The 26,594-nt window shown below is 65.3% G+C and carries 26 protein-coding genes; 18 read left to right on the top strand and 8 right to left on the bottom strand.

The window, feature by feature from the left end:
- Position 1 precedes the first annotated feature (1 nt).
- Positions 2 to 523, top strand: coding sequence for a hypothetical protein (locus FLG15_RS06895; protein WP_057679322.1), 522 nt, complete (start codon positions 2 to 4; stop codon positions 521 to 523).
- 206 nt (positions 524 to 729) lie between these two features.
- On the opposite strand, the gene FLG15_RS06890 is transcribed toward FLG15_RS06895, so the two are convergent.
- The gene (locus FLG15_RS06890; RefSeq protein ID WP_017155679.1) at positions 730 to 1,176 is read right to left on the bottom strand and encodes a HemJ family protein; all 447 of its coding nucleotides are present in this window, start codon (positions 1,174 to 1,176) and stop codon (positions 730 to 732) included.
- Positions 1,177 to 1,249: 73 nt separating this feature from the next.
- Between FLG15_RS06890 and FLG15_RS06885 the strand changes: the two genes are divergently transcribed.
- Together FLG15_RS06885 and FLG15_RS06880 are read left to right on the top strand one after the other, a co-directional pair.
- Complete coding sequence (locus tag FLG15_RS06885; protein WP_057662016.1) at positions 1,250 to 1,852, top strand: methyltransferase; 603 nt, start codon at positions 1,250 to 1,252, stop codon at positions 1,850 to 1,852.
- A 442-nt stretch (positions 1,853 to 2,294) separates the two neighbouring features.
- A complete protein-coding gene (locus FLG15_RS06880; protein WP_017155677.1) occupies positions 2,295 to 3,638 on the top strand; it encodes a polyhydroxyalkanoate depolymerase in 1,344 nt (447 codons plus the stop codon).
- A 127-nt stretch (positions 3,639 to 3,765) separates the two neighbouring features.
- Here FLG15_RS06880 and FLG15_RS06875 read toward each other — a convergent pair whose 3' ends face one another.
- Together FLG15_RS06875 and FLG15_RS06870 are read right to left on the bottom strand one after the other, a co-directional pair.
- Complete coding sequence (locus FLG15_RS06875; RefSeq protein WP_150145736.1) at positions 3,766 to 4,683, bottom strand: sensor domain-containing protein; 918 nt, start codon at positions 4,681 to 4,683, stop codon at positions 3,766 to 3,768.
- The gene (locus FLG15_RS06870; protein WP_057662021.1) at positions 4,680 to 5,042 is read right to left on the bottom strand and encodes a PadR family transcriptional regulator; all 363 of its coding nucleotides are present in this window, start codon (positions 5,040 to 5,042) and stop codon (positions 4,680 to 4,682) included. Before FLG15_RS06870 ends, FLG15_RS06875 begins: the two co-directional genes overlap by 4 nt.
- A gap of 379 nt (positions 5,043 to 5,421) precedes the next feature.
- Here FLG15_RS06870 and FLG15_RS06865 point away from each other — a divergent pair, with 379 nt between their 5' ends.
- Complete coding sequence (locus FLG15_RS06865) at positions 5,422 to 6,975, top strand: alginate export family protein (protein ID WP_057679321.1); 1,554 nt, start codon at positions 5,422 to 5,424, stop codon at positions 6,973 to 6,975.
- 287 nt (positions 6,976 to 7,262) lie between these two features.
- On the opposite strand, the gene FLG15_RS06860 is transcribed toward FLG15_RS06865, so the two are convergent.
- Positions 7,263 to 8,639, bottom strand: a complete 1,377-nt coding sequence (locus FLG15_RS06860; protein WP_057679320.1) for a hypothetical protein — start codon at positions 8,637 to 8,639, stop codon at positions 7,263 to 7,265.
- A 440-nt stretch (positions 8,640 to 9,079) separates the two neighbouring features.
- Between FLG15_RS06860 and FLG15_RS06855 the strand changes: the two genes are divergently transcribed.
- From FLG15_RS06855 to FLG15_RS06845, 3 genes are all read left to right on the top strand, one after another.
- A complete protein-coding gene (locus FLG15_RS06855; protein ID WP_150145734.1) occupies positions 9,080 to 9,754 on the top strand; it encodes a DUF502 domain-containing protein in 675 nt (224 codons plus the stop codon).
- A 4-nt stretch (positions 9,755 to 9,758) separates the two neighbouring features.
- Complete coding sequence (locus FLG15_RS06850) at positions 9,759 to 10,535, top strand: queuosine precursor transporter (protein ID WP_057679319.1); 777 nt, start codon at positions 9,759 to 9,761, stop codon at positions 10,533 to 10,535.
- Between the two features lie 274 nt (positions 10,536 to 10,809).
- Positions 10,810 to 12,747 carry a DUF885 domain-containing protein gene (locus FLG15_RS06845; RefSeq protein WP_057679318.1) on the top strand — a complete coding sequence of 646 codons (1,938 nt, stop codon included), beginning with the start codon at positions 10,810 to 10,812 and terminating at the stop codon, positions 12,745 to 12,747.
- A gap of 80 nt (positions 12,748 to 12,827) precedes the next feature.
- Here the strand turns inward: FLG15_RS06845 and mmuM are convergent, their stop codons facing one another.
- The 4 genes from mmuM to FLG15_RS06825 form a co-directional block, all read right to left on the bottom strand.
- Complete coding sequence (gene mmuM, locus FLG15_RS06840; protein ID WP_150145732.1) at positions 12,828 to 13,793, bottom strand: homocysteine S-methyltransferase; 966 nt, start codon at positions 13,791 to 13,793, stop codon at positions 12,828 to 12,830.
- Entirely contained in the window at positions 13,790 to 15,187 is a 1,398-nt protein-coding gene (mmuP, locus tag FLG15_RS06835; protein WP_150145730.1) for an S-methylmethionine permease, read from the bottom strand. Before mmuP ends, mmuM begins: the two co-directional genes overlap by 4 nt.
- Positions 15,188 to 15,327: 140 nt before the next feature.
- Positions 15,328 to 15,753 carry a hypothetical protein gene (locus FLG15_RS06830; RefSeq protein ID WP_057679315.1) on the bottom strand — a complete coding sequence of 142 codons (426 nt, stop codon included), beginning with the start codon at positions 15,751 to 15,753 and terminating at the stop codon, positions 15,328 to 15,330.
- 56 nt (positions 15,754 to 15,809) lie between these two features.
- Positions 15,810 to 16,391 (bottom strand): hypothetical protein, encoded by a 582-nt coding sequence (locus FLG15_RS06825; protein WP_170922373.1) that lies wholly within the window; start codon positions 16,389 to 16,391, stop codon positions 15,810 to 15,812.
- A gap of 748 nt (positions 16,392 to 17,139) precedes the next feature.
- On the opposite strand from FLG15_RS06825, the gene gloA2 reads away from it, so the two are divergent.
- The 11 genes from gloA2 to FLG15_RS06765 all read left to right on the top strand — a co-directional run bounded on the left by gloA2 (position 17,140) and on the right by FLG15_RS06765 (position 26,389).
- A complete protein-coding gene (gene gloA2 / locus FLG15_RS06820; protein WP_057679324.1) occupies positions 17,140 to 17,529 on the top strand; it encodes an SMU1112c/YaeR family gloxylase I-like metalloprotein in 390 nt (129 codons plus the stop codon).
- Between the two features lie 205 nt (positions 17,530 to 17,734).
- Positions 17,735 to 18,280, top strand: coding sequence for a hypothetical protein (locus tag FLG15_RS06815; RefSeq protein ID WP_057679313.1), 546 nt, complete (start codon positions 17,735 to 17,737; stop codon positions 18,278 to 18,280).
- Positions 18,270 to 18,833 (top strand): hypothetical protein, encoded by a 564-nt coding sequence (locus tag FLG15_RS06810; protein ID WP_057679312.1) that lies wholly within the window; start codon positions 18,270 to 18,272, stop codon positions 18,831 to 18,833. The genes FLG15_RS06815 and FLG15_RS06810 overlap by 11 nt, the downstream gene beginning before the upstream one ends.
- A gap of 89 nt (positions 18,834 to 18,922) precedes the next feature.
- On the top strand, positions 18,923 to 19,372 hold the full coding sequence (locus tag FLG15_RS06805) for a DUF2147 domain-containing protein (RefSeq protein WP_039574777.1): 450 nt from the start codon (positions 18,923 to 18,925) through the stop codon (positions 19,370 to 19,372).
- 258 nt (positions 19,373 to 19,630) lie between these two features.
- Positions 19,631 to 21,715 carry a methionine--tRNA ligase gene (gene metG / locus FLG15_RS06800; RefSeq protein WP_057679311.1) on the top strand — a complete coding sequence of 695 codons (2,085 nt, stop codon included), beginning with the start codon at positions 19,631 to 19,633 and terminating at the stop codon, positions 21,713 to 21,715.
- A 345-nt stretch (positions 21,716 to 22,060) separates the two neighbouring features.
- Complete coding sequence (locus FLG15_RS06790) at positions 22,061 to 22,651, top strand: HAD family hydrolase (protein ID WP_057679760.1); 591 nt, start codon at positions 22,061 to 22,063, stop codon at positions 22,649 to 22,651.
- A 1-nt stretch (position 22,652) separates the two neighbouring features.
- Complete coding sequence (gene rnfB, locus FLG15_RS06785; RefSeq protein ID WP_057679759.1) at positions 22,653 to 23,081, top strand: Rnf electron transport complex subunit RnfB; 429 nt, start codon at positions 22,653 to 22,655, stop codon at positions 23,079 to 23,081.
- A gap of 613 nt (positions 23,082 to 23,694) precedes the next feature.
- Positions 23,695 to 24,483, top strand: a complete 789-nt coding sequence (locus tag FLG15_RS06780; protein ID WP_057679762.1) for a hypothetical protein — start codon at positions 23,695 to 23,697, stop codon at positions 24,481 to 24,483.
- 85 nt (positions 24,484 to 24,568) lie between these two features.
- Positions 24,569 to 24,937, top strand: a complete 369-nt coding sequence (locus FLG15_RS06775; RefSeq protein ID WP_057686141.1) for a hypothetical protein — start codon at positions 24,569 to 24,571, stop codon at positions 24,935 to 24,937.
- Positions 24,938 to 24,995: 58 nt separating this feature from the next.
- Positions 24,996 to 25,559, top strand: coding sequence for a sigma-70 family RNA polymerase sigma factor (locus FLG15_RS06770; RefSeq protein ID WP_003485439.1), 564 nt, complete (start codon positions 24,996 to 24,998; stop codon positions 25,557 to 25,559).
- A complete protein-coding gene (locus FLG15_RS06765; protein WP_057679758.1) occupies positions 25,556 to 26,389 on the top strand; it encodes an anti-sigma factor in 834 nt (277 codons plus the stop codon). Before FLG15_RS06770 ends, FLG15_RS06765 begins: the two co-directional genes overlap by 4 nt.
- The last annotated feature ends 205 nt before the right edge of the window (positions 26,390 to 26,594 follow it).

Raw genomic sequence — 26,594 nt, 5'->3', positions numbered from 1 at the left:
CGTGCAGCTGCAGGTCACGCACATTGCATCGCTCGGCAACCAATCGCTCGGCAACCTGATCAAGGCCATCACCATGCAAAGGAAGCCTGAAATCGAGGCAGGTCTGAGAGCCGGGATCGATCGTCTGCTGGAGCAATCGACACAGCGGTTTCGCAGCGGCGCGCTGGCCGAATCGCTCGCCCTGGGATTACAGGCGTGGGCGCTGATCCCCGAACCCAAGGCGAACTGGGATTATTACCCGCAAAGCCTGTCTGCAAGTTTCGTCAAGGATTACGCCGACCTGCACGATCAGGAAAACGTGCTTCGATGGATCCAGGTGATGGCACTGATGTACGACGACCCAGACCACACCGACCATCTTGTGCTGATGACCGAAGGCGAAGCGATGCTGCAGCTCGGGGATGAGGCACGCGCCTATGCTGCCTTCGGCAAAATTTACGCGCTATACGGCAGAAAGGGATTTGCCGGACCCCAGAAACGGTATCTGGAGATGCTGCTCAAGCAACACCCGTCAGGCGCATGAATTCGTCGTCGCGCTCGCGCGGACCCTAAGATTCATCGGCCCTTTTGCCCGGTGCGCACATCTCCACGTCACTGGCCGTCCCTCCATGAACCACCACAGGCATGCGCGGCGGGACACCGGAATGCCCCGTATTTTTTCGGCAGTAGCAGCCTTGGCACCGGCGCGCCGGAGCCGTCAGGCGTACGCAGATGCGGTGGGCAATGCGCTCAGAACGGCTTGGCCAGCACCAACCAGATCACGCCGACCAGCAGGATCACCGGTGCTTCGTTGAACCAGCGCAGCGCCCGACCGCTGGGCACTGCACGCCCCTGTTCGGCGCCTTTGACCCAGCGCCCGGACACGATGTAATGGGCAAGAATCAATGCCACGGCAAACAGCTTGGCGTGCAGCCAGCCGCCGGCGACCATCGTCGGGAAATCCGGGATGACCCGATAACCCTGCCAGAGCACCGCCCCCAGCAGCAGTGCCAGACCGAGCATGCTGTGGCCGAATGCATAGAGCCGCCGCCCCATCAACACCAGGCGCGCACGCACCGCGGTGTCGCTGCCGGCTTCGGCGATGTTGACCAGAATGCGCGGCAGGTAGAACACCGCGGCCATCCAGGCGATTACGAACAACAGGTGGAAGGTCTTGATCCACAAATACAGGGTCATGCGCTGGCTCCGCTGGCTCGCGTAGGATGGCCCGCATTTTCACCTATCCGCGCGCGCGAAAGCAGCCAAGCCCATGCAGCAGTCCGACCCCAAACAGTACGACGCCCACTATTTCCGCCGCTGGTATCGCGATGCCGGGCTGGCCGACCCCGCACGCCTGCGACGCAAGGTCGCACTCGCCGTGGCCCAGGCCGAGTACTACCTGGAACGGCCGATCCGCAGCGTGCTCGATGTCGGCTGCGGCGAAGCCGCATGGCGCGCGCCGTTGTTGGCATTGCGGCCAAAGCTGAGTTATCTGGGTTTCGACAGCAGCGCCTATGCGGTGCAGCGCTATGGCCGCAGTCGCCAGATCCACCCTGCCCGCTTCGGCGATTTTGCCTGGCTGCGCCCGTGCGCCCCGGTGGATCTGCTGATCTGCTCGGACGTGCTGCATTACGTGCCCACGCGCGAGTTCAACCAGGGCCTGCCGGGGTTGGCCGAGATGTGCGCAGGCGTGGCGTTTCTGGAAGCCTTCGCCGAAGAAGATGCGTTCGAGGGCGATCACGACGGCTTCCAGGCGCGATCGGCGCGCTGGTATCGGCGCCGCTTCGCCAGCGTGGGGTTTGCTGCACTCGGCTCGCATTGCTGGTTGTCGCCACAGTTGGCCGATGAGGCCTCTGCACTGGAACGCGGCTAAGCAAAACGTTGGCCGGTTGCGGCACGCGTGGCGAGTGGCTTCGCCGCGCCCCCTTACCGCAACCCTCTCCCGCAGGAGAGGGGCTTCAGTCCACGCAGCCTTCCTCGCAGGCTGAGCGGCTTGATTCCTTCCCGCCGGGAGAAGGTGCCCCGCAGGGGCGGACGAGGTACGTGCGAAGCCTGGTGGAGATCGAGCGCTGAAGAAGTTTGAGTGCACTGGGCTGCGCTCCGACCTCACGTGTTCCTCTACAGGAGAGGGACTCGTCCAGCAGGCCGCAGGGTTCTGCGCCGAACGCGCGCTTTCGGCGCGCGCAGCCGTCCAAAGCATCACCACTTGCGGCAAACCAAACCGCGGCAAATCAACGCGCTCGCGCTTGCCGTCAATCGTATGGCAGCCTCAACGGTCCGCAGCCCCATTAAGGTGCAAATGCGCCAAAACCGGTATGCTGCGCGGCAGCAAAACCGCACGGATGGGTGGAATGCTTTATCAACTGCATGAGCTGACCCGCAATCTGCTAGCCCCCTGGGTACATCAGGCCCAGGCGAACGCCAAGATGTTTTCCGACCCGGACAGCCTGTGGGCCTCGCTCCCGGGCGCCGAGCGCATGGCCGCCAGCAACGAGTTGTTCCACCGGCTGGGCAAGGAATACGAAAAACCGGCCTGGGCGCTCGACGATGTCGAGGTCGATGGCCATTCGCTACCGATCATCGAACGCGAAGTGTTGAGCAAGCCGTTCTGCCGGCTGCTGCGCTTCAAGCGTTTCAGCGACCACGTCGAGCTAATCGGCAAGATGAAGGAGCAGCCTGCCGTGCTGGTGGTGGCGCCGTTGTCCGGCCACCACGCCACGTTGCTGCGCGACACCGTGCGCACCCTGCTGCGCAACCACAAGGTCTATGTGACCGACTGGGTGGACGCGCGCATGGTACCGCTGGACGCCGGCGCGTTCCGGCTCGAGGACTACATCACCTACATCCAGGAATTCATCCGCCATATCGGCGCCGAGCGCCTGCATGTGGTGAGCGTGTGCCAGCCTACCGTGCCGGTGCTGGCTGCAGTGTCGCTGATGGCCAGCAACGACGAGCCCACCCCGCGCTCGCTGGTGATGATGGGCGGGCCGATCGATGCGCGTCGCAGCCCCACCCAGGTCAACAACCTGGCCACGGAAAACGGCATCGAGTGGTTCCAGAACAACCTGATCCACACCGTGCCGTTCCCGTATCCGGGCCATGGCCGCCAGGTGTATCCGGGCTTCCTGCAACACGCCGGCTTCCTGTCGATGAACCCCAACCGGCACGTGATGTCGCACTGGGATTTCTACACCGATCTGGTCAAGGGCGATCTGCAGGATGCGCAAGCGCACCGGCAGTTCTACGACGAATACAACGCCGTGCTCGACATGCCGGCCGAGTATTACCTGGACACCATTCGCGTCGTGTTCCAGGAGTTCCTGCTGCCGCAAGGCAAGTGGAAGGTGGACGGCCAGTTGGTCAAGCCCTCGGCGATCCGCAATACCGCGCTGCTGAGCATCGAAGGCGAGCTGGACGACATCGCCGGCCTCGGCCAGACCGAGGCGGTGCACGATCTGTGCACCGGCATCGATGCGGCGCATCGGCGCCATCTGGTGGTGGAAGGCGCCGGCCATTACGGCATCTTCAGCGGCCGTCGCTGGCGCGAGGTGGTGTACCCGCAGGTGCGCGAATTCATCGCCCGCTACGACGCCGACCCGGTGGGTAGCCGCGACCCGGCCACCGTGACCCCGATCCGCAAGCGCGGCAAACGCGCCTGATCCACACAACATCCCCGGCAATGCCGGGGATGTTCATTTCGATCTGCGTGCAACCGCGAGACGACGTGATGCCGGCGAGCGAGCACCACCACCGACCCTGCGCACGCTGACATCTCGGCCAGGCGCATCACGCGGCCGCTTCTCCGCCCTTGACCAGCAGGTGCTTGGCGAACATGCCGTGCAACTTGCCGAACGCGCGCGCCAGGTGCAGCGTAACGAACAACAACAGCACGCCCGCTGCGAACAACGGCAGCGTCAGCCAGGCGCTGGTGATGTCCACGCCATCCCAGGTCAGCACGGCGAGGTTGTCGAACAGCACCGCGATCGGTGAAGCGGCCAGGCCCAACGACAGCGCCAGCAGCGTGCAAAACACAGTGAAATACAGAATGCCCAGCGGCAGCATCAGCAGGAAATACAGCATCGTGCTCCAGGTCCGCGCATCGGTGAACATCGCGCCGATACGCTGCAGCCAACCACCTTGCAGGCCCGGGTATTGCGGGCGACGCGGCATGCGCACGCCGAGCAGCGTCTCGACCACGCGGCCTTCCACCAGCGACAACACCCGCACCGAGCCGAAGAACAACACCAGCAGCGGCACGCCGATGATCAGGATCAACATCCCGATCGACAGGCTGGCGCCAGTCACGACCCAGGTGAAATAGAACACCCCGGTGAGCAGCGACAGCAGCATGTAGAACAAGGCGCCATAGGTGCGGGGGTCGGCGGCCACACCGAAGAACGTGCCGATCCACGATGCCCGCCTCGGTGGCACCGGGGAACGCAGTGCGCGTGCCACGGTCACCTCGGTTTCGCGGTAGATCTCTGCCACTTCCTCCGGCGCGCCGTAGCTGCTGGCCACGCCGGCAATGACCTCGGCCTCGCTCTTGCCTTTCTGTTCTGCCAGTTCCGAACGCAGATACTCTTCGGCGTCGTAAAGCGCGTCCTGGATCATTGCCGGATCTGCACCGGACAGCGCCTGGCGCAGCTGCAGCAGATAATCGCCAATGGTGGTCGGCAACGGGTGTGCCTGTGCAACTGTCTTCATGAGTGGGTCCCCTCCAGCACTGAATCAACGGAATCTCGGGTGGCACGCCAGGCGGCGGTCCAGTCGCGCAGGCAGTCACGCCCGCTGTCGGTGATGCGGTAATACCGCCGCGGTGGCCCGGAGGCCGAGGGCTCGACATGGCTGTGCAGCAACCCGGCCCCTTCCAGATTGCGCAGCACCGGATACAGGGCGCTCTGCTTGCCGCTGAGCACGCCCTCCAGACGCTCGAGCCGCTTGGCGATGAGGTAGCCGTACAGCGGTGTATCGGCCTGTGCCAGGACGGCCAGCAAGGCCAACGAGACCGTGCCCGCACTCAGTTCCTTCTGAAATTTGCGTAGGTGGATATCCGGCTCGCTCATCGGCCATCTCCGCTAGGTTGAAGGTGATGCTATGTAGAACCTAGCTATAGTGAATGTGCCGGTAGTCATGGGCGGGGATTGGGGATTCGGCATTGGGGATTGGTCAAAAAAAAAGCCGTGGTCGCTAGCTTGTTTGAGCAATTGTCGTCATCGCAGCGAGCCCCATCGCAGCGAGCCCCGTCGCAGTAGCGCCGCCGTTGCGAATCCGCAATACCGAATCCCCAATCCCCGCCCCACTAGCGCCCGCCTGCGCAAACCCAGTGAGTTCATGAGCTTAGAACCTTTGGGTTACTGCCTTTCTGGCACGGCTTTACTACAGTCGGTGTCCCCCCTGCCGATACCTTTCGCCTAGGGGTTTTCACTTTCGACGGGGAATACGATGCAAACGACACGCTTGGCGCAGGCGGCCATGGCTGATACTTCCTTTGGTGCCACACGGCGCTTGTGCCTTGCGATCGGGTTGGCGCTGCCGGGTCTTGGCCTGGCGCAGGTGCAGCCGGCGCCGACCAATGCCGAGCAGGCCGTTGCCGAGCCGGCGAAAGCGCCGGTCACCGCCGCTCCGGCCACCGCCAAGGGCTATCCGCTCGAAGCGCAGGGTTGGGGTGCCAAGCAAGGCGGCAACATGTGGCAGGTGCGCTGGGCCGAAGACTGGTCGTATCTGAAGGACCCGTCCAAGCGCAAGAGTCCGTTCGATCCGCTCAAGTACATCCCGCTCAACGACGACGGCGATGTATATGTGTCGCTCAGCAACGAGTTGCGCGTGCGCAGCAATACCATCACCAATCCGGGCCTGATTCCCGGCAGCCATTCGCAGCAGCAGTATCTGCTGCGCGCCTTCTTCGGCGCCGACTTCCATGTGGGCGAGCACTTCCGTCTGTACACGGAATTGGCGCATGGCAGCCTGGACGGGCGCAACGAAGGCACCAAGACCGGCACCCAGGAAAACAACGCGATCCTGCAGCAGGTGTTCTTCGACGTGAAAGGCCGTATCGGCAACGCCGACACCGGCCTGCGCGTCGGCCGCCAGGTGTTCGTCGATGGCCCGACCACGCTGATGGCGCTGCGCGACAACACCGATATCTTCGTGACCTTCAACGGCGCACGCGCTTGGGCAATCGGCGACAGGACGCGTGTTGACCTGTTCGATTTCAATTTCAACATCGATGGCACCGAAGGCCTCGGCGATGATCGCATCGACCGCTCGCGGCACTTCCGCGGCGTGGTCGGTGGCTATCGCTTGGCGACTGCCAAGCCGATGTACCTGGAGCCGTTCTTCTATCAGTTCCGCAACGACAACCAGGTGTGGGGCCGCCAGACCGCGGAAGAAAACCGCAATTACTACGGCCTGCGCCTATGGGGCAATGTGGGCAAGCTGCGCACCGATTCGTTCGTGACCGTGCAGCGCGGCAGCTTCGGCGGACGCGACCTGCGCGCCTACATGGCCAGTACGTCCAACGCCTGGTCGCTGAGCGAAACCGGCTGGAAGCCGCGCCTGGGCTTCCATAGCGAAATCGCCTCCGGTGGCGGCGGCACCTCCGGCACCGGCACGCTGCGCAACAACAACTTCCTGTACGGCAACACGATCTACTTCAGCTGGGCCACGTTCTTCGGGCCGGTGAACCTGGTCACTGCCGCACCGACGTTGACGTTCTCCCCGACCTCCAAGCTCACCGTGAACCTGGAATGGGAAACGCTGTGGCGCCAGACCACCAGCGATGCGATCTACAACAACCAGGCACGCGCCTATGCACGCACCCAGAACACCGGTGAGCGCCGCATCGGCACCATGCCGCGCATCAACGCCACCTGGAATATCGACCCGAACTGGTCGGTGACCTTCCGCGCCGAACATCTGATGGCCGGGCCCGCGCTGGAGAAGGCAGGCTACGGCGATTCGACCTTCGTGATGGGCTGGTTGAACTTCCGCTTCTGACACAGCGGCTGGGTGCGTCATGCATCCCCGACCTGCAGTGGCATCATCACATGCCGCGTCCCGCAAGGACGCGGCATGTTGTTTTTTGGCGTGCGGGCGATGCCGATGCCAGCGAACAAGGGCGCATGCGCCCGGCAGCGGGACACAGCGACGCACTGATCGTCGCTTTGACGGCTGTCCGTCGGTGGCGGCAGGCAGCCGCTGCGGATACACGCATTGCGCATGCAGGCGCAGACCGCGTGCGCCGGCGCTGCGACCTGTGCCTGGCAGTGCAGAAAGCGTCTTGTTTATCGAGCCGATGAGGCTGCCTGGGTGGCCGCGATCGCACTGGCCGGCAACGGCCAGCGATCGTTCCCTGCCACGCCCTCCCTTCGTGCGTATTGCCGAAGCGTCAGGCTCTTGCCGTCGTTTCCGGCGCCTAGCGGGCGCACCTGTCCACGCAACGCAGGCGGTAGCGCGGCGATCCGCTGCGGCAGCGGCGTTGTCTGCTCAGGATGGTCGCGCAACCACTGCAGTGCCGACAGCGCGCGCAATGCAGCGGCGGTGTCCTGCATCTTGTGCTGATAGTTGAGGTAGTCCGGATGCGACACGCTTGCCAGCAAACACCCGGTGGCATTGGCGACGCAGGCCACCGATGCGGTCTGGGGCAACGGGATCAGCGTTTGCGGAACCGGCTGATCCTGTGCCAGCAAGGTCCGCACCGGCGCGCTGCAGGCCCAGGTAAAGGTGGGCGCCAGCAAGGCCTGGGTGCGTTGGGAGTCCAGCAACCGTAACGGGAACCGGTCTTGCCAGGACGATTGGCCGCCTTGCGTCAACGCATCCTCCTGCAGCAGCGCAAACACCATCCGCGATTCGCCGTGCAACGCGTGACACAGCGCGATCTCTTCCACCGGCAGCGGCGCAAAGGCAGCGGCGCATTGCGCGGGCAGCGGATGCTGCGCCGGCAATTCGGCCAGCATGTCGGCAAACAGGTGCGCATTGCCGCGCAGCATCGCCGCGCCGATCATCGTGATTGCCAGATTGTCGCTACTGCGCATCAGCACACGGGCCACCTGTGCATCGGTGCAGACATCGGACAAGGCCTGGGTGGTGCGCCCCTGGACAAAGTCCAAGGCGCTGGCCGTCATCGACAAGGTCATGCGCGGCAGTTCGGGCAACGGCGTACCGACACGTGGACGGAACGGGCTACGGTAGTCGGCGTGTTGCGCCAACGCGCGCATCCGCGCGAGCATCGGTGCCTGTGCGGCCAGCGCCGCGGCATAGGCCTGCGGTTGTTCGCGCACGCGCTGCAAGCATCCGCCAGCGCTAGCCATGCACAGCGCAGGCGCGCCGGACGGCCAGCCTGGCAAGCGCCGATAGCCTGCAGCGGCGCTTTGAAATGCCGCCTGCTCCGGCAGCCGATTGAATCGCGCGACGTCCTGGGCCAGCACTGTCTCGCGCTGCGCCTCCGGAATCGCGTACGACAGCGACCACAGCGCCCCGAACATGTTGCTCCCGCGCAACGGCGGCAGCGGCTGGCGCAGCTGCGCCAACGCCTGATGCTGCGATTCGGGAATCGGCCAATGCCTGGAGACCATATACAGCGCCAGCACTGCTGCGATCAGGATGCAGACACCGAGCAAGGCGGCTTTGAGAAATTTGGCGAACACGTGCGAAAGATCCATCCCTGGGAGCTGCGCATCTTAGTGCCATCGGCGCAGGCCTGCGACGGGCACAGACGCACTGCGTTCTTTCGGGCCGCAGACCATCGGCAGCCGCGTGTCTGGCGACCTGCGCAACAGTGGGCAACGACACCGCGTGCTGGAACCACACCGCGCCAGCGATGGGCGATGGTGCCAGTCAGTCGTCGAAAGAATCCGGGCGCTGGCAGACGCCGCCCCCTCATCCGCCCCTGCGCGGCATGTTTCCCCAACGACTGGAGGCTGCACCGGTTGCCCGTTGCGGCTGGGCGACGGGTGCCGCCACGTCTGTGGCGATGTGGGTACCGGAATCATGGGATTGCGCCGGCTTGGGGCACGCGAAACACTTTTGCCAATGGCGAATGCCTGCTGCCAAACCCCGGCCCCAGCCCCACCGAACGTGGCCGAATGCCTACACTATGCCGATGTCCGAATCCCCCACTCCCCACGTCCGCCCTTCCCTGCAACGGGTCTTTCTGACCGGGTTGCTCACCTTGCTGCCGGTCTGGTTGACCTGGGTGGTGGTGAAGTTCGTCTTCTCGCTGCTTTCGGGCATCAGCAGCCCGTGGGTGGTGCCGTTGTCCGAACGCATCGCTGCGTCGTTTCCCGATTATCTGGGCTGGTTCAAGGCGCTGTGGGTGCAGAACACCATCGCCCTGATCGCCACCGTGGCAGTCATCCTGTTCGTCGGGATCCTGAGCCGGCGCGTGATCGGCCAGCGCTTGATGCGCTGGTTCGAGGCCATCATGCGGCGCATTCCGCTGGCCAGCGTGGTCTACGACAGCGCGCGCAAGTTGCTGGACATCTTGCAGACCCAGCCCGGCAGCACCCAGCGCGTGGTGCTGATCGATTTCCCACATCGCGACATGAAGTCGGTGGGCCTGGTCACCCGCGTGATCAAGGAACAGGGCACCGGCCGCGAGCTGGCCGCAGTCTACGTGCCCACCACGCCCAATCCCACCTCCGGCTACCTGGAAATCGTGCCGGTGGAGCTGCTCACGCCCACCGACTGGAGCGTGGATCAGGCGATGAGCTTCATCATTTCCGGTGGCGCGGTGGCGCCCGAATCGGTTCCCTTCACCCGGACTGCGGATCGCTGACACCATGCCCCATGTGCGCACCCTCGACGATCGTGCGGTACGCCTGTTCATCGCGCTGGCGGCCTTCTTCTGCGTCAATGCGGCGCTGGCCGAGTTCATCGGCGTCAAGATCTTCGCGCTGGAAGACACGCTCGGCATTGCGCCGTTGAACTGGAATCTGTTCGGCCAGCGCGGCTCGCTCAGCTTCACCGCCGGCACCTTGCTGTGGCCGATCGTGTTCATCATGACCGACACCATCAACGAGTTCTTCGGCAGCCGCGGGGTGCGTTTCATCTCGTGGGTGGCAGTGGCGCTGATCGGCTACGGCTTCGTGTTCGCATTCGCGGCCATCGCGCTGGCGCCGGCTGGCTGGTGGGTCACGGCGGCGCAGAGCCAGGGGGTGCCCGATTACCAGGCCGCATTCGCGGCAGTGTTCGGGCAAGGGCTGTGGACCATCGGCGGCTCGCTGGCGGCCTTCCTGTTCAGCCAGTTGATCGATGTCTCGGTGTTTCACCGCATCCGCCGCGTCACCGGCGAAAAACACGTGTGGCTGCGCGCCACCGGCTCCACTGCGGTCTCGCAGGTGGTGGACAGCTTCGTGGTGATCTACATCGCCTTCGTGCTCGGCCCGCAGCATTGGTCGATCGACCAGTTCCTGGCGGTAAGCACGCTCAACTACATCTACAAGATGGGCTTTGCGGTGTTGCTGATCCCGCTGCTGTATCTGGCACGCCGCGGCATCACGGCGTACCTGGGCGCCGAGCGCGCCGAGCAGCTGCGCGAAGAAGCCGCTGCCGACTGAGCCGGGCTTCCCTCCCGGCCAGGTCATCGCGCCGCAATGGCTGCGGTGGCAGCACCTGGTCGACGGTGGTCCTGATCGCGGCGCCCCGCGCCCGCCTACCAAGCGCTGTGGCTGCACGCCGCCTCGCTGGGCATGTCGCAGCGCACCACATCGCGCGGGCGCAGCACCGTGCCCATGCGCCGCATGAATTGCCGATAGGCGGTATGCCCCCAATGGGTGGCCGTAACCGTGCGGATCGGGCAAGCTCCCCGCTCGCTTGTTTCCGGAGCCGGTAATGCCCCTCAGCTTTTCCCGCCTGCTGTCCCTGGCCATGGCCGCCCTCGTGAGCCTGTCGCTGGCGGCGCCGGCCGATGCGGCCAAGAAGAAGACCGCCAAGGCACAGACCACGCAAACGCGCGCGAAGGCGAGCAAAGGCAAGAAGACCGCCAAGCCGGCAGCCAAAAACACCAGGGGCAAGGGCAGCAAGGCTGCCACGGCCAGGCCACGCGCGGTTGCAGCGCCAGTGGTGCTGACCAAGGCGCAGCAGCTCAACCTGCTGTACGACCAGTACTGGGACGCCTCGCTCAAGCTCAACCCGCTGCAGGCCACCTTCCAGGGCGAGAGCCGCTATAACGACCAGCTACCGAACTTCCTGTCGCCGGCGTTCCGCCAGCAGTCGCACGACTTCACCGTGCTGTGGCTGGGCAAGGCCGAGGCGCTGGGGCCCGACGGGCTGAGTGGGCAGGACCTGCTCAGTTACCAGATCTTCGTGCGCGATGCGCGCAGCGCGCTGGCGGCCGAGCAGTTTCCCAGCTGGATGCTGCCGATCAACCAGTTCTACAACATCGCCAGCATTGCGGTGGTGCTGGGCTCGGGCACCGGCGCCCAGCCGTTCAAGACGGTCAAGGATTACGACAATTGGTCGCGGCGTGCGCTCGGCATTCCCGACCTGTTCGAGCAGGCCATCGCCAACATGCGGGCCGGCATGCAGGCCGGCGTGGTGCAGCCCAAGGTGCTGATGCAGAAGGTGCTGCCGCAGCTGGACGCGATCATCGCGCGCAATGCCGAAGACAGCCTGTTCTGGGGGCCGGTGCGCAACCTGCCGGCCGACATGCCCGAGGCCGACAAGCAGCGCATCACTGCCGAGTACAAGCGCATGATCGAAGTGCGCATCATGCCGGCCTACCGCGCGTTGCGCGGCTTCATCGCCACCGAATACCTGCCCGCCTGCCGCGACAGCGATGGTCTGGCCGCCTTGCCGAACGGCGCGGCGTGGTACGCCTACGACGTACGCCAGAGCACCACCACGGACCTGACCCCGGAGCAGGTGCATCAGATCGGCCTGGATGAGGTCGCTCGCCTGCAGGGCGAAATCCAGGCATTGGCCAAACAGGTCAAGTTCCGCGGCAACCTGCCCAAGTTCTACAAGTTCATGCAGACCGACCGGCGCTTTGGCTTCCGCAGCGACACCGAGTTGCTGGGCACGTACCGCAGCCTGCAGGGCCGCGTGCAGCTGGCGGTGCCGCGGCTGTTCAACACCCAGGGCATGCCGGCGCTGGAAGTCCGTGCGGTGGAACCGCAGCGTGCGCAATCGGCCGCCAGCGGCTCGTACATGCGCCCCAGCGGCGACGGCAGCACGCCGGGCATCTTCTACGTCAACACTTCGGACCTGCCTTCGCGCAAGACCTGGGAGGCCGAGAGCCTGTACCTGCACGAGGCGGTGCCCGGCCACCACTACCAGCTGGGCTTGCAGCAGCAGCTGACCGACCTGCCCAAGTTCCGCCGCCTGGGCGGCGAGACGGCCTACATCGAAGGCTGGGGCCTGTATGCCGAATCGCTTGGCCGCGAGCTGGGGCTGTATGATGACCCGTACAACTACTACGGCTATCTGCAGAACGCGTTGTGGCGCTCGATTCGCCTGGTCACCGATACCGGCCTGCACAGCAAGGGCTGGACGCGGAGCCAGGCCATCGACTACATGGTGGACAACTCCGCCATGAGCCGCGCCGATGCCGAAGCCGAGGTGGACCGCTACATGGCCATTCCCGGCCAGGCGCTGGCGTACAAGGTGGGCGAGATGAAGATTGCGCAATTGCGCGAGCAGGCGCAGCGCGAGCTGGGCCCACGCTTCGATGTGCGCGCCTTCCACACCGAAGTGCTCAAGGACGGCTCGGTGCCGCTGGATATCCTGCAGGACAAGATCCAGCGCTGGATCGCCACCCAGAAGGGGTGACGCGCGCGGTTGCGGTGGTTGGACGCTGCTGACCCGTCACGGCAGGTTGGCCTCTGGTGAGCGCGCGTTCGTAAGTCGGGTCAGTCCCGCGCACGCGCCGCCGCCAGCGCGGCGATATCGCGCGGTGCGGTGCGACAGCAACCACCGATCAAGCGCGCGCCAGCCGCCAGCCAGTGCGCATGCTGGTCGGCCAACGTGAGCGCAGCCGCGTGACCGGCATGCCAGCGCTTGTCGCTGGCGTCGTAGTGCTCGCCCGAGTTGGGATATACCACCAGCGGCAGCGCAGCCAGCGCCGCAAGGCTGTGCAATGCAGCGCTCGCCTGATCCAGCGCAATGCAATTGATGCCCACCGCGATCGCCTGCGCGCAGGCATCCAGCGCCGGCACCACCTGCGCCAGCGGCGTGCCATCGCTCAGATGCGCCGCATCGCGCAAGGTGAAGGAAAACCAGGCATGCAGCTGCGGAAATTCGTGTTGCAGCAACTGCCGCAGCGCCACGATTTCGCTGGCCGATGGCAGCGTCTCGCAAGCCAGCAGATCCACGCCCGCCTCCGCCAGCGCTGCGATGCGCGGACGATGGAAATCCATCAGGTGTTCGATCGGCAGGACGTAGTCGCCCCGATATTCCGAGCCATCGGCCAGATAGGCGCCATACGGCCCCACCGAGCCGGCCACCCACAACGGCGCAGCGTCCGGCTGCAGTTGCAAGTGGTCGGCGCGTGCCTGCGCGGCCAGGTGCACGCTGCGCGCGATCAGCGCCTGCGATTGCGCCAGATCCAGTCCACGCGCGGCAAATCCCAGCGGCGTGGCCTGATAACTGGCGGTGATCGCGCATTGCGCACCGGCAGCGAAGTAGTCGCGATGCACTTGATAGATCAGCTCCGGCTGCTCCATCAGCACGCGCGCCGACCACAGCGCATCGTTGAGATCGCAGCCGCGCTGTTCCAGCTCGGTGGCCAGCGCGCCATCCAGCACCACATACCCGTCGTGCTGCAAGACTTGGCTGAAAGGCGCATTGGCGCGCGGCTGGCGTGGAAGAATCGTCATGCGTGCAGTCTCCGGGCCGCAAGCCATTGGGTCAGTGCGTAGGCGCCATAGCACAGCGCGACGAACGGAATCCCGCACCACAGCGCAATGCGCTGCTGCGGATCGAATGCCAGCCCGATGCAGGCGAGCAGACACAGCAAAACGACCAGGATTGGTGTCCACGGATACCACGGCGCACGATACGCCAGCGTTTCCAGCGCAACGCCATCGCGCAGCAGTTGGCGACGGAAACGGTAATGCGCCGCGCAGATGCTCAGCCACACCGCCACCACCGCAAACCCCGAGACCGCCGAGATCGCAACGAACACGGTGTCGGCCGCATACACGCCGGTGAGCAGCGCCAGCAAGCCGCCCAGCATGCTCAGCGACACGGCGCGCAATGGAATGCCGCGGCCGGTCAAGCGCGCCAGGCCGCTCGGCAACGTGCCTGCATCGGCCAATGACCACAGCATGCGCGCGGCTGCATACAGGCCGGAATTGGCTGCCGACAGGATCGCGGTGAGGATCACCGCGTTCAAGATGTCGGCTGCATAGGGAATGCCAAACAGCTCGAAGGCGCGCACGAACGGGCTGGTGTCCACGGCCGCTTGTTTGGCGGGAAGCAGCGCCGCCAGCACCAGCACCGTGCCGACGAACAGCACCACCAGCCGCACCAGCGTGGTGCGGATTGCCAGCGGAATCGCGCGTGCGGGCTGGGCGGTTTCGCCGGCCGCCACGCCGATCAACTCGGTGCCGGAAAATGCGAAATTCACCGCCACCATCGTCATCAAGATCGGCAGCGTGCCGTGCGCAAACCAGCCGTCGGCGCGCAGATGGCGCAACCCGGGTGCGGGCGAACCATCGGCCAACGGCAACAGACCGATCACCGCCGCGCCGCCCAGCACGATGAACACCACGATGGTGATCACCTTGATCAACGAAAACCAGAACTCGCCTTCGGCAAACCAGCGCGCCGACACCGTGTTCAGGCCAAAGATCAGCGCGCAGAACAGCAGGCACCACGGCCACGCCGGGCTGTGCGGAAACCAGTACTGCATGCAGAAGGCTGCGGCAGTCAGGCTCGAGCCCAATGCCACCGTCCAGGTCAACCAGTACAACCATGCCACCACATAGCCAGTCGCCGGGCCGAGGTAACGCGCGGCATACACGTGAAACGCACCGGTCTGCGGCATCGCCACCGCCAGCTCGCCCAGGCATTGCATCACCAGGTACACCACCAGTGCGCCGATCAGATACGCCAATACCGTGCCCAGCGCGCCGGTACTGGCAATGATGTACCCGGTGTTGAAGAACAGGCCGGTGCCGATCACCCCGCCCAGCGACAGCATTACCAGATGGCGCACCTGCATGCTGCGCTGGAACTGCGGGGCGGTGATCGGTGGCGATTCGGGCATGGGTGTATCTGATCGGGGGGAACCTGCATCCTGCCACGCGCACGCAGACGGGCACAGCCGTGTGCGGGCCAGCCGTGGGCGAGGGCCCGCCTCTGACTGGCGGGCGGTGATGCTGCCGATCGGTTCGTTCGCGGTGCCGGTCAGGGATCGAGCCGGCAATAGGCGCCCGGTGTGTAGCCGAAGCTCTCGCTCATCGCCTGGCGGAACTCGGCGAACGTGAAGTCGGTCGCCACCCGCATCAACACGCCGGCATAGGCACCGCCGGTTTTGCCGTTGCTGCCGGTGCCCCACTGCACCTGCCAGGTCGCGTAGGTATTACCGTCGTGGGCCTGCGCGCGCTGCAGGTCCACGCGCAGCCCTTTGACCAGTTCCATGCCCGAAATCACGCCTTCGCTGTTGGCGTAGTTGGCGGGCACTTGGATCACGGTACGGTCGTTGACCTCGCTGCGGCGGATGCCGAGATGGTTGGCGATCTTCGCCGCCAGGTAGTCGTCGAGCACATGCTTGCGGATCGCGTTGCTGGCACTGCTGAACGTGCCGGTGCCGTTGTTGGTATAGGTCGTCATGGAGAAAGTCCTCTGGTGTTGGGTGGATGACCGGATGGGCGACGGTGACAGGCCGGTCAGAGCTGGTGCAGGCGTTCGATGAACCGCGTGCGGTCCTCGATGCGCTGGTCGGTGGCGATCAGCGGCCTGCCCTGCCAGGTCGCCTTGCCGACGCGGGCGAGGGTTGCCTCGGCATCGGCGATATCGCCGGCAGTCATCACGCCCCCGATCGCGGTCAACCGGCCATAGCGAATCAGCACCCGGTCGCGAGCGATGTAGACCACCTGGCTGGACGCGGCCGTGGTCACTTGCGCCAGCGCGGTCTCGAGCTGCTCCACTAACGCGGGCAACTGGCCCGATGTCAGCGATTCGATGCGATTGCTGTTGCAGATGCTCGACCAGCCGGCAAACATGCCGTCCTCGGTGAGCAAGGGAGCAAATTGCGGCAGCCAGGCCAGCGAAAAGCAGCTATCGACGATCAGCGCCGGCGTGCGGATGCCGATGGTGACCAGATCCTCGATGAAGCTCGTGACCTTTTCGACACCTGTGCAGTCGTTTAACTTGGTCGGTGCTCCTTGGTTGTCGACATCGCCGTGGCCGCCGCCGATCCACAGCGTGTCGTAATGCAATTGCGGCGTGCCCTGCCCGGTGCGCGGCAAGGCCGCGACGATCGCGTCGCGATCGGGCAGCGTGCCGGCCGGGTGCCGGATCACATGCACGCCCTGGGGGATGGATTTGAGATACTCCGGTTGAAACGCAAGAATGGACATTGGCAGGCTCGGTTGGCATGGAAGGACGATGCCGCGGCGGCGTCATGCAAACGCGCACCGGTACGACATCGGTGTCCAGCATCGGTTGCGTCGACAGTGCAACCCATCGGCAAACCCCTGAGATCGGCCTGCCACGCGGAGGATGTCGGCGGACAGCGCTGCGCTGCCCTTCCGCACCTGCGTCCAGGAATCGCGCATGCGGGACTGCAGGTCCGTGCAGTGGCCGTTGGCAAATCAGCCGTGCTGTCCTCGATGTGCACGCACAGGGCGCCGCGTTACCCGCAGTGCATCGCTCCCGCCCGATGTCGATCGGCCATCCTGCGACCGTGCGCGAACGGGCACAGCCGTACGCGCGCCGTGAACCGGGGCCTGCGGCTAACGAGCGGGCGGTTATGCTGCCGACTGGTTTCTGCCAGCCCTCCGACATGCCGCACCATCGCCTTCCAGCTCCGCAAACATCCGCGCACGGCCTGCCTGCTGTGGACTTGCCCACAATCCTGCCGATGCCACGGCAACCTGCGTGCGACGACGCTGCTGCGTTTTCAATCGCAAGCCCGCGCCTTGACTTTATGTGCGACGCGCCTTCGAGCGTGCCGGCACCGCGCGGCTGGTCGACGGCACTTCATCGGAGCCCCGCATGATGCTCGCCGGCATTCACCACGTGGCAATCATTGCCGGCGACTACGCGGTCTCCAAACGGTTCTATTGCGACATTTTGGGCCTGCGTGTGCTCGACGAGCATTACCGACAGGCGCGCGACTCGTGGAAGCTGGATCTGGCGCTGCCCGACGGCGGGCAGATCGAGCTGTTCTCGTTCCCCAACGCGCCACTGCGGCCCAGCCGCCCCGAAGCGCGCGGCTTGCGCCACCTGGCCTTTCGTGTCGACGACCTGGACGCGGCAGTTGCGCATCTCAACGCCCATGCTGTGGCGACCGAAGACATCCGCATCGACGAATACACCGGCCGCCGCTTTACTTTCTTCGCAGACCCGGACGAGTTGCCGCTGGAGCTGTACGAGATCGGCTAGCGCCTGTGCCTGCCGCAACTGCAGTGCAGTGAGGCACGCGTGCCCGTCACGTCACGCGCCGAACTTCGCCTCGTGAAGGTGTCGACCACGTGACTCAAGCGCAGGGGCGCGCGGCCGTTATCGAGACGCTGGCGGCATGTCGCCGCAGCGTCGTCGCAGGCATGGATGCGGCACAGACCAACAGACGCCATGCCGGACCTGAAGCATGTTTCATTTCATCCTGCGCATCGTTGTCGCCATCGCGATCGTGCTTGCCGGCTGCGGCTTTCTTTTCCCCAAGCGCTATGTCGCGCCAAAACCCGGCGAGCCGTTCGCCACCCTGACGCTGGCCAAGCCCACCAGGCCCGCCCCGATCCCGATCGAGCCGGTCCAATACTTCGATGTCTTCGACGATGCCAGCTGCGCAAAGGGTGTCCATGGCGGATTTCTGGGCGCACTGACGCCACCCGTCAACGGCGTACTCGGGAAGTTGAGCAACAATCAGTCTCGCGAGGCGTATTCGGTTGTCCCCGATAGACCGCTGTTCTTACGCGCACGCATGGTGCAAACGCTCGACTCGCGTCGTCGGAGCCTGACCACAAGCAATTGCACCAACCTGCTGGCATTCACGCCCGCGCCTGGCGAGCACTATGTCGCCAGCCAGCTCTACGATGACCAACGTTGTCTGCTCACCGTCATCGACGTCAAGACCGGCGCTGCCCCGGCGGATCTGGAAGTTGTTCCGATTTCAGGCGAGTGCCATGCCGACTAGACGCATTTTCCTCACCGCGCTGGTCGCGCTTCTGGCCGGCTGCGGGATGACACGCAGCGCGAAGATTTCCTTGTCGACCTTCGATGCGCCACGCGATGGGCCGCGTGCGCGTGTCCGCCTGGTCACCGAGCGACCCGCACCTGTGCTTTATCCAAACCGCACATGCGTCGGCGGAACGCTACGTGGCGCCGGCATTGCACCAGGCTCGCGGCCCGGTCCGTTCGGCACCGGCGCAGGGCAGAAGATCGGGATACCTGCCGTTGCCGTCAGCGGAGGACGCTACGTAACCGAAACGCAGGTCAAGGCAGGCGAGCCGATCACCCTCTCCCTGTCGGCAGGCGGCTGCATGGACAACCGCTGCGTGATGAACGCACCGCTGTGTACTGTAAGCCGCAGCTTTGTCCCTGAGACCGGCCAGGATTATGTCGCCACCATCCTGTCGCATGGGCAGGAGTGCGAGGTGGAAATGTTCCGCATCGTCACCCAGCAGGGACGAACACGCCTCATGGCCGAGCAGACGACGGCGGCATCGCGCTGCCCCGTTTCAAACTGAACGCCCTGACTTTCCCGCACCATACCCCGCGGTATACATTCGCGATCAGGCCGCCGACGGCGGCCCTAGCAAACCCTGGGAGGGGAACCATGCGCAAGACCTTCAAGACCCTGTTGCTCGCCCTGCCGCTGGCGGCCGCTTCGCTGATGGCCCATGCAGCCGATTCGCCGGTGGGCCGCTGGACGACCATCGACGATGAAACCGGCAAGCCCAAATCGGTGGTGCAGATCGAGCAGGCCGCCAATGGCACGCTGAGCGGCAAGGTGGTCGAGATCCTGCAGTCGTCCAAAGGGCCCAACCCGGTCTGCGACAAGTGCGAAGGCGCGCTCAAGGGCAAGCCGATCAAAGGCATGACCATCCTGTGGGGCCTCAAGCCCGACGGCACCGCGGTGTGGAGCGGCGGGTCGGTACTCGACCCGGCCAAGGGCAAGACCTACAAGTCCAAGATCACCCTCACCGATGGCGGCAAGAAGCTGCAGATGCGCGGCTATGTCGGCATCGAAGCGCTGGGCCGTACCCAGACGTGGGTGCGTGAGTAGCCGGGATTCGGGATTGGGGAATCGGGAATCGTCAGAGCAGGCGTCCTTCGGGGCGCCTTTTTTGTTCTCCAATCCGCAATGCCGGCCCGCGAGAAAAATTGAAAGGCAGGGGTGAGCGCCATTGCGCTCCCACGGCCGGCGCCCATCAACAGCGCAAGAAACTTACCCTGCCTCTACCGATTCCCGAATCCCCATTCCCCATTCCCGCCCCTTTCCCGACTAATGCGATAATCGCGTGTCCCCCGCATTACGCCTGCCATGACCCGCACCGCACTCGTCACCACTGCCCTGCCGTACGCCAACGGCCCGCTGCATCTTGGCCACCTGGTCGGCTACATCCAGGCCGACATCTGGGTGCGCGCGCGCCGGTTGCGCGGCGACAAGACCTGGTTCGTCTGTGCCGACGACACCCACGGCACGCCGATCATGCTCGCTGCAGAGAGGGCCGGGGTGACCCCGGAAGCCTTCATCGCCAACATCCAGGCCAGCCACGAGCGCGATTTCGCCGCGTTCGGGGTGACCTTCGACCATTACGATTCGACCAATTCGCCGGTCAATCGCGAGCTCACCGAAGCCTTCTACGCCAAGCTCGAGGCGGCAGGCCACATCAGCCGGCGCTCGGTGGCGCAGTTCTACGACACGGCCAAGGGCATGTTCCTGCCGGACCGCTACATCAAGGGCATCTGCCCCAACTGCGGCAGCCCCGACCAGTACGGCGACAACTGCGAGGTCTGCGGTGCGACCTACTCGCCCACCGAGTTGAAGGAACCGAAGTCGGTGATCTCCGGCGCCACCCCGGAACTGCGCGATTCGGAGCATTTCTTCTTCGAAGTCGGCCATTTCGACGGTTTCCTGCGTGAGTGGCTGGCTGGCGACGTGGCATTGCCCGGCGTCAAGGCCAAGCTCAAGGAATGGCTGGATGCCGAAGGCGGCCTGCGCGCGTGGGATATCTCGCGCGATGCGCCCTACTTCGGCTTCCAGATCCCCGGACAGCCAGGCAAGTATTTCTACGTTTGGCTGGACGCGCCGATCGGCTACCTGTGCAGCTTCAAGACGCTATGCGCGCAGATGGGCGAGGATTTCCAAGCGCATCTGGTCGCCGGCACGCAGACCGAGCTGCATCATTTCATCGGCAAGGACATCGTCAATTTCCACGGCCTGTTCTGGCCGGCGGTGCTGCACGGCACCGGCCACCGCGCGCCGACCCGCCTGCACGTCAACGGTTATCTGACCGTGGACGGCGCCAAGATGTCCAAGTCGCGCGGCACCTTTGTGATGGCGCGGACCTTCCTGGATGTGGGCCTGGAACCGGAGGCGCTGCGTTACTACTTTGCCGCCAAGTCCTCCGGCGGCGTGGACGATCTGGATCTGAACCTGGGCGATTTCATCGCACGGGTCAATGCGGATCTGGTGGGCAAGTTCGTCAACCTGGCCAGCCGTTGCGCCGGCTTCATCGGCAAGCGCTTCGACGGCAAGCTGGCCGAGGCGCTGCCCGACCCGGCGCAGTACGACCGCTTCGTCGCCGCGCTGGCGCCGATCCGTGAGGCCTACGAACGCAACGATGCAGCCAGCGCGATCCGCCAGACCATGGCGCTGGCCGACGAGGCCAATAAGTACATCGACGACACCAAGCCATGGGTGATCGCCAAGCAGGACGGCGCCGATGCGCAGCTGCAGTCGGTGTGCACGCAGGGCCTGAACCTGTTTCGCATCCTGGTGGCCGCGCTCAAGCCGATCCTGCCGCGTACCTGCGCCGAAGCCGAAGCCTTCCTGTCGGCACCGATGACCAGTTGGGAAGACGTGGTCCGCCCGCTCACGGCGCACACGATCCAGCCCTACACCGCCCTGTTCACCCGTATCGACCCCAAACTGATCGACGCCATGACCGACGCTTCCAAAGACACGATGGCCGCACCTGCGGCACCTGCTGCGACCACCAAGTCCGCACCGAGCAAGGCCGACGCAAAGCCTGCCGCCGTTGCGAATCCCGAATCCCAAACCACCAATCCCGGCCTCATCGGCATCGACGATTTCGCCAAGCTCGACCTGCGCATCGGCAAGGTGCTGGTGTGCGAATTCGTGGACGGCTCGGACAAGTTGCTGCATTTCGAACTGGACGCCGGCGAACTGGGCAAGCGGCAGATCTTCTCCGGCATCCGTGGCAGCTACGGCGAGCCGGAGACGTTGGTGGGCCGCAGCGTGGTGTTCATCGCCAACCTGGCGCCACGCAAGATGCGCTTCGGCATCAGCGAGGGCATGATCCTGTCGGCCGGCTTCGACGGCGGCGCCCTGGCGCTGCTGGATGCCGACAGCGGCGCACAGCCGGGCATGCCGGTCAGGTAACGCGATTGGGGAGTTGGGATTTGGGATTGGTAAAAGCCAAACCTGACTTGCTGACCCAAGACAAATTTGATGCGTCGTCGATCTTTGACTAGTGCGGGGTTTTAAAGAAGCCCGATACCAAGCTCCTGTTTCCATGCGGTCCGGGGCGTGAAGCCCCTCTCCTGCGGGAGAGGGGTTGGGGTGAGGGTACGGGGCGAAGCTCTAGTGTCGTTGTAACTGCACGTGGCTTCGCGCGTGCCCTCATCCGCCCCTGCGGGGCACCTTCTCCAGCACGAGGGAGAAGGGAACAATCAGTCACCGCGCTTTTAACCAATCCCGACTCACGACTCCCCAATCCCAGCCCCCATGCACCTGGCCCTGTTCGACTTCGACCACACCATCACCACCTGCGACAGCTATGGGCGTTTCCTGCGCAAGGTGGCAACGCCGGCACAGGTTGCGGCAGCGAGATGGCAGGCGGGGCCATGGGTGCTGGGGTTCCGGATGGGTGTGGTGTCTGCAGCCGCACTGCGCGCGCGGGTGACGCGGCTGGTTTTCAGCGGCCGCTCGCTCGATGAGATGGAAGCGCATGGCGCCGAGTACGCGCGCACTGCGCTGCCGGGCATGCTGCGCGGGGAGATGATGCAACGCATCGACTGGCACCAGGCGCAGGGGCATGAAGTGGTGCTGGTGTCGGCGTCGCTGGATCTGTATCTGCAACCGTGGTGCACCCGGCACGGGCTGTCGCTGATCTGCAATCGGCTCGAACACGCTGCAGGCGTGCTGAGCGGGCGCTATGCCGATGGCGACTGCGGGCCGCACAAGGTCGCGCGGATTCGCAGTCACTACGACTTGCATCGGTACGACTGCGTGCACGCGTATGGCGACAGCCGCGAAGACAAACCGATGCTCGCACTTGCGCAACAACGCTGGTATCGCGGCAATTTGCTGCACTGAGATGGCCGCGACGCCCGCCCCTGCTCCCGATCTGGTCGAACGCCTCGACCGCCTGCTGCCGCAGACCCAATGCGGGCAATGCGGGTATGACGGCTGTCGTCCGTATGCGCAGGCGATGGCAGAGGGCCAGGCGTCGATCGATCACTGCCCGCCCGGCGGCGATGCCGGGGCACGCGCATTGGCGCAGGTGCTGGGCGTGCCGGCACGTCCCTACGATCGCAGTCGCGGGGTACATAAACTGCCGCAGGTGGCCTGGATCGTGGAAGCCGACTGCATCGGCTGCACCAAGTGCATCCAGGCTTGCCCCGTGGATGCCATCGTCGGCGGCGCCAAGCACATGCATACGGTGATCGCGCCATTGTGCACCGGTTGCGAACTGTGCCTGCCGGCTTGCCCGGTGGATTGCATCGCGTTGCATCCAACCGGCTGAGCGCGGCGGCCAGCGCGATACCGCGCCCAGTCGGTGCCTGCGTGGTCGTGGATTGGCGCGCATGCCAGCATGACCACCCGCTGCGACAGGCGGATTCAAGCTGCACGACACGCAGGCGAGCCCCGCTCGATCAGTGCGCTGCCGCATCCAGGTTGGAAGGCCGGCACGAAGAACATCGACACCGCCGCAAGCGGCCTGGCAGTCGTCCGAATCTCCGGGGTACGACCGCATCGGCTGCGCGCCAGTCGCATGCGCATGCAGACCTGCGCCACCGGCATGTCGCGGCGCCACGCTGCGGACCGGTGGCAATGAGCTAACCGCAGACTGCGCAGGACAACCTGATCGCGCTGCGCGCATGCACCCACCGTTCGAAACCTTGCACCACGCGCGCGCGCCTGGCATGTGCCACCACGCTTGTCGTCACTCTCGCTCGCCCATGCGGCAAGAGCACCGGTTGCCACACGACGCCGTGACGCTGCAGCACTGCCAGCGCCATCACCAACTACTCCATAGGCCAACCGCGCCAGCGCCGTCAGGAACGCCCTGACGCAGCCGGCGCATCCGTGCTGCGGCCGCGCCCGTATTGGTAGGCACTCCCATCGAGGATCCGCCGATGCGTCCACTTGCCGCCACCCTCGCCGCGCTCACCGTCCGTTGCCGGCCGATTCCGCCGTTGTTGCTGCTGGTGCTGGGCAGCCTGCCGCTCGGCGCGGCCGCGGTGACGCGGGTGGACGGCGATGCCTTCGATGGCGACAGCGGCGCGTTGCGGTATCGCGAGTCGCACTGGTTGCTCGACGATGGCGGGCGGCTGGTGCTGTACCGCTGCCCGGACGGGCGAGCGTTTGCGCGCAAGCAGGTCGACGGCGGCGGCAGCTCGCCCGACTTCAGCCTGATCGATGGACGCGACGGATATCGCGAAGGCGTGCGCCAACGCGACGGTGTTCGCGAAATGTATCAGCTCGCCCCAGGCAAACCCGAACGCCGCACCGCGCTGCCGCCTGGCGCCGGCGCGCGGGTGATCGATGCCGGGTTCGACGCCTATCTGCGCGAGCAGTGGGACGCCATCGCACGCGCGCCGCAAAAGGTGGACTTCGTGCTGCCCAGCCTGCAGCGGCAGGTGGGCTTCCGGGTCGAACGCCTGGGCGATGCCGACGGCCAGCGGCGCTTCCGCATCAGTCTGGATGCCTGGTACGGCGCGGCAGTGCCATCGCTGGAGGTGCGTTATTCGCTCGCCGACAAGCGGCTGCTCGAGTTCCGCGGGGTCGGCAATCTGCGCGATGCGAACGGCCACTATCCGCACGTGCGCATCGTGTTCCCGGACACCCCTGCGCGCGCGGCCAGTGCCGAGGAATTGCGCGAAGCGCGCGAGCAACCGCTGGCCACGTCGTGCAGCGCCTCGTGACGCACGCCCGCGCCATCTTCACGTCCGACCACGCGCGCTTGCGTACAACGGCCCGGGCACCCATTCCCCGTACAGGAGCAGCGTCGTGGCAAAAGCCTATCTCTGGATCAATGCAGTGCTCTATTTCGTTCTGGCGGTGTGGTGCACGCTCTCTCCAGCCAAGACCGCAACGGCCGTGGGCTATACCCAGCTCTCGCCGGCCGGGCAGTCGGAGTATCTGGTCATCTACGGCGGGCTGCAGCTGGGCATGGCGTTCCTGTTCGGCTACTTCGCGTGGATCGACCAAGCCCGCACCGGCCTGGTGGTCGCCCTGGCGTTCTATGCCCCCATCGTGCTGTTCCGCAGCGTCTCGCTCTCGCGCTTGTGGCCGGTCTCTGCGCCCACTGTTGCGCTTGCCGGGGTGGAGATCTTGTTGTTGCTTGCCGCGGTGCTGCTGTGGTTCCAGCGTAAGTGAAAGACACGCTCGGCCCAGTCCGGTAGCATCGCCCCCACCTCACCCAACGCCCGACCGCATGAGTGCCATTCCTGGCCACGACGACGATGAGACCGGACGCCTGCTGACCGCAACCGCCGGCGGCGACCGGCATGCTTTCGAAGCGCTGTATCGGCAAACCTCCGCCAAGCTGTTCGGCGTGTGCCTGCGGATGATCCCGCAACGTGCCGAAGCCGAAGAGGTGCTGCAGGACGTGTTCACGCTGATCTGGCACAAGGCCGGACAGTTCGACCCGAGCCGCGCACGCGGGCTCACGTGGCTGGCGATGATCGCGCGCAACAAGGCCATCGACCATCTGCGCGCCAACGCGCCGCAGCGCCGCAACGTGGCGCTGGACGATGCCGGCGAACTGCGTGCCAGCGATGCCTCGCCGCTGGATCGCACCGAGCGCGCCAGCACGCGCCGGCGCATCGATCACTGCCTGGCCGAGCTGGAACCGCCGCGCAGCGAGTTGATTCGCACGGCGTTCTTCGAAGGCATCACCTACGAAGAACTCGCCGCGCGCACCGATACGCCGATCGGCACGGTCAAGAGCTGGATCCGTCGGGGTCTGGCCAAACTCAAGGCATGTCTGGAACGATGAGTACGCCCTTTCCCATCGACCAGGAACCGCCACGCGACGTGCTTGCCGGCGAATACGTGCTTGGCCTGCTGAGCGCGGAAGAACGCCTGGCGGCCGAACAACGCATCGCCACCGACGGCCAGTTCGCCCAGGCAGTGCTGCAGTGGCAGGAACTGCTGTCGCCGCTGCTGGAAGAAATCGTCGCGCAGACGCCGCCGGATCAGGTGTGGGTGCGCGTGCGCCAGGCGCTGGGCTTCGATACGCCCTTACGCGCGGTGCCTTCTGCAGCGCCGGTCGGCACGTCCGCGCCTGCGGCGCCGTTGTGGAACAGCGTGCGGTTCTGGCGTTGGGCCAGCGTCGGTGGCCTGGCCACTGCAGCGGTCTGCGTGCTCGCCCTGCTCAACGTGCGTACGCCGCCGGCACCGGTGCAGCCGCCGCCCACTGGCGAGGTGGTGCAGACCCCGGTCCCCCCGCCTGCGACCAATCCCCCTGCCGCGACCGGGATCGCCATGACCTCGACCCTGGCCACCGAAGACGGTCGCCCGGGTTATGTGGCCTTGATGGACGCCGACAAGCACACCATCACGGTGACGCCGTTGGACCGCACCGCCACCGCCGACAAGGTGCCGGAGCTGTGGCTGATCACCCCCGATGGCAAGGCGCATTCGATGGGGACCTTCGACGATCAACGTGCACGCCGTGCGCAGATTCCTGATCAGTTGATGCCCATGTTGAGCAACGAAGCCATTCTGGCCGTCACGCTGGAGCCGCCGGGTGGCGCGCCCGGTGGCGTTGCCACCGGTACGGTGGTGGCTAAGGGCGGCATCAGCACGCTGGCGATGGCTCCCTGATCCAACGCGCCTAGCCTCGCCTGCGGGCACGTCGCAGGCGAGGCCTTCCAAAACAGCCTCATCCACGCCGGTATGCGCTGGCGCGGGCAATGTGTGCGCAGCTGCGCGATTCATTCGCAACGCCAAGCGAACCCCACCCATGCATGCGACGATCAAGCGGCCTGGTGCATCTGTTTGCCGGCAGCGTCCGTACTGGGTCACGACT

The sequence above is a fragment of the Xanthomonas phaseoli pv. dieffenbachiae genome, assembly GCF_008639345.1.
Classification (GTDB): Bacteria; Pseudomonadota; Gammaproteobacteria; order Xanthomonadales; family Xanthomonadaceae; genus Xanthomonas; species Xanthomonas phaseoli.
This window is presented reverse-complemented; position numbering and strand designations above follow the sequence as displayed.

Excerpts from the sequence above, each read along its gene's own strand:
- FLG15_RS06890 (WP_017155679.1), bottom strand. The coding sequence starts at position 1,176 with ATGACCCTGTATTTGTGGATCAAGACCTTCCACCTGTTGTTCGTAATC.
- FLG15_RS06865 (WP_057679321.1), top strand. The coding sequence starts at position 5,422 with ATGCAAACGACACGCTTGGCGCAGGCGGCCATGGCTGATACTTCCTTT.
- FLG15_RS06790 (WP_057679760.1), top strand. The coding sequence starts at position 22,061 with ATGCACCTGGCCCTGTTCGACTTCGACCACACCATCACCACCTGCGAC.
- FLG15_RS06845 (WP_057679318.1), top strand. The coding sequence starts at position 10,810 with ATGCCCCTCAGCTTTTCCCGCCTGCTGTCCCTGGCCATGGCCGCCCTC.
- metG (WP_057679311.1), top strand. The coding sequence starts at position 19,631 with ATGACCCGCACCGCACTCGTCACCACTGCCCTGCCGTACGCCAACGGC.
- FLG15_RS06780 (WP_057679762.1), top strand. The coding sequence starts at position 23,695 with ATGCGTCCACTTGCCGCCACCCTCGCCGCGCTCACCGTCCGTTGCCGG.
- FLG15_RS06850 (WP_057679319.1), top strand. The coding sequence starts at position 9,759 with ATGCCCCATGTGCGCACCCTCGACGATCGTGCGGTACGCCTGTTCATC.
- FLG15_RS06875 (WP_150145736.1), bottom strand. The coding sequence starts at position 4,683 with ATGAAGACAGTTGCACAGGCACACCCGTTGCCGACCACCATTGGCGAT.
- FLG15_RS06815 (WP_057679313.1), top strand. The coding sequence starts at position 17,735 with ATGTTTCATTTCATCCTGCGCATCGTTGTCGCCATCGCGATCGTGCTT.
- FLG15_RS06830 (WP_057679315.1), bottom strand. The coding sequence starts at position 15,753 with ATGACGACCTATACCAACAACGGCACCGGCACGTTCAGCAGTGCCAGC.
- FLG15_RS06805 (WP_039574777.1), top strand. The coding sequence starts at position 18,923 with ATGCGCAAGACCTTCAAGACCCTGTTGCTCGCCCTGCCGCTGGCGGCC.
- FLG15_RS06770 (WP_003485439.1), top strand. The coding sequence starts at position 24,996 with ATGAGTGCCATTCCTGGCCACGACGACGATGAGACCGGACGCCTGCTG.
- FLG15_RS06765 (WP_057679758.1), top strand. The coding sequence starts at position 25,556 with ATGAGTACGCCCTTTCCCATCGACCAGGAACCGCCACGCGACGTGCTT.
- mmuM (WP_150145732.1), bottom strand. The coding sequence starts at position 13,793 with ATGACGATTCTTCCACGCCAGCCGCGCGCCAATGCGCCTTTCAGCCAA.
- FLG15_RS06885 (WP_057662016.1), top strand. The coding sequence starts at position 1,250 with ATGCAGCAGTCCGACCCCAAACAGTACGACGCCCACTATTTCCGCCGC.
- FLG15_RS06870 (WP_057662021.1), bottom strand. The coding sequence starts at position 5,042 with ATGAGCGAGCCGGATATCCACCTACGCAAATTTCAGAAGGAACTGAGT.
- FLG15_RS06855 (WP_150145734.1), top strand. The coding sequence starts at position 9,080 with ATGTCCGAATCCCCCACTCCCCACGTCCGCCCTTCCCTGCAACGGGTC.
- rnfB (WP_057679759.1), top strand. The coding sequence starts at position 22,653 with ATGGCCGCGACGCCCGCCCCTGCTCCCGATCTGGTCGAACGCCTCGAC.
- mmuP (WP_150145730.1), bottom strand. The coding sequence starts at position 15,187 with ATGCCCGAATCGCCACCGATCACCGCCCCGCAGTTCCAGCGCAGCATG.
- FLG15_RS06860 (WP_057679320.1), bottom strand. The coding sequence starts at position 8,639 with ATGGATCTTTCGCACGTGTTCGCCAAATTTCTCAAAGCCGCCTTGCTC.
- FLG15_RS06880 (WP_017155677.1), top strand. The coding sequence starts at position 2,295 with ATGCTGCGCGGCAGCAAAACCGCACGGATGGGTGGAATGCTTTATCAA.
- FLG15_RS06810 (WP_057679312.1), top strand. The coding sequence starts at position 18,270 with ATGCCGACTAGACGCATTTTCCTCACCGCGCTGGTCGCGCTTCTGGCC.
- gloA2 (WP_057679324.1), top strand. The coding sequence starts at position 17,140 with ATGATGCTCGCCGGCATTCACCACGTGGCAATCATTGCCGGCGACTAC.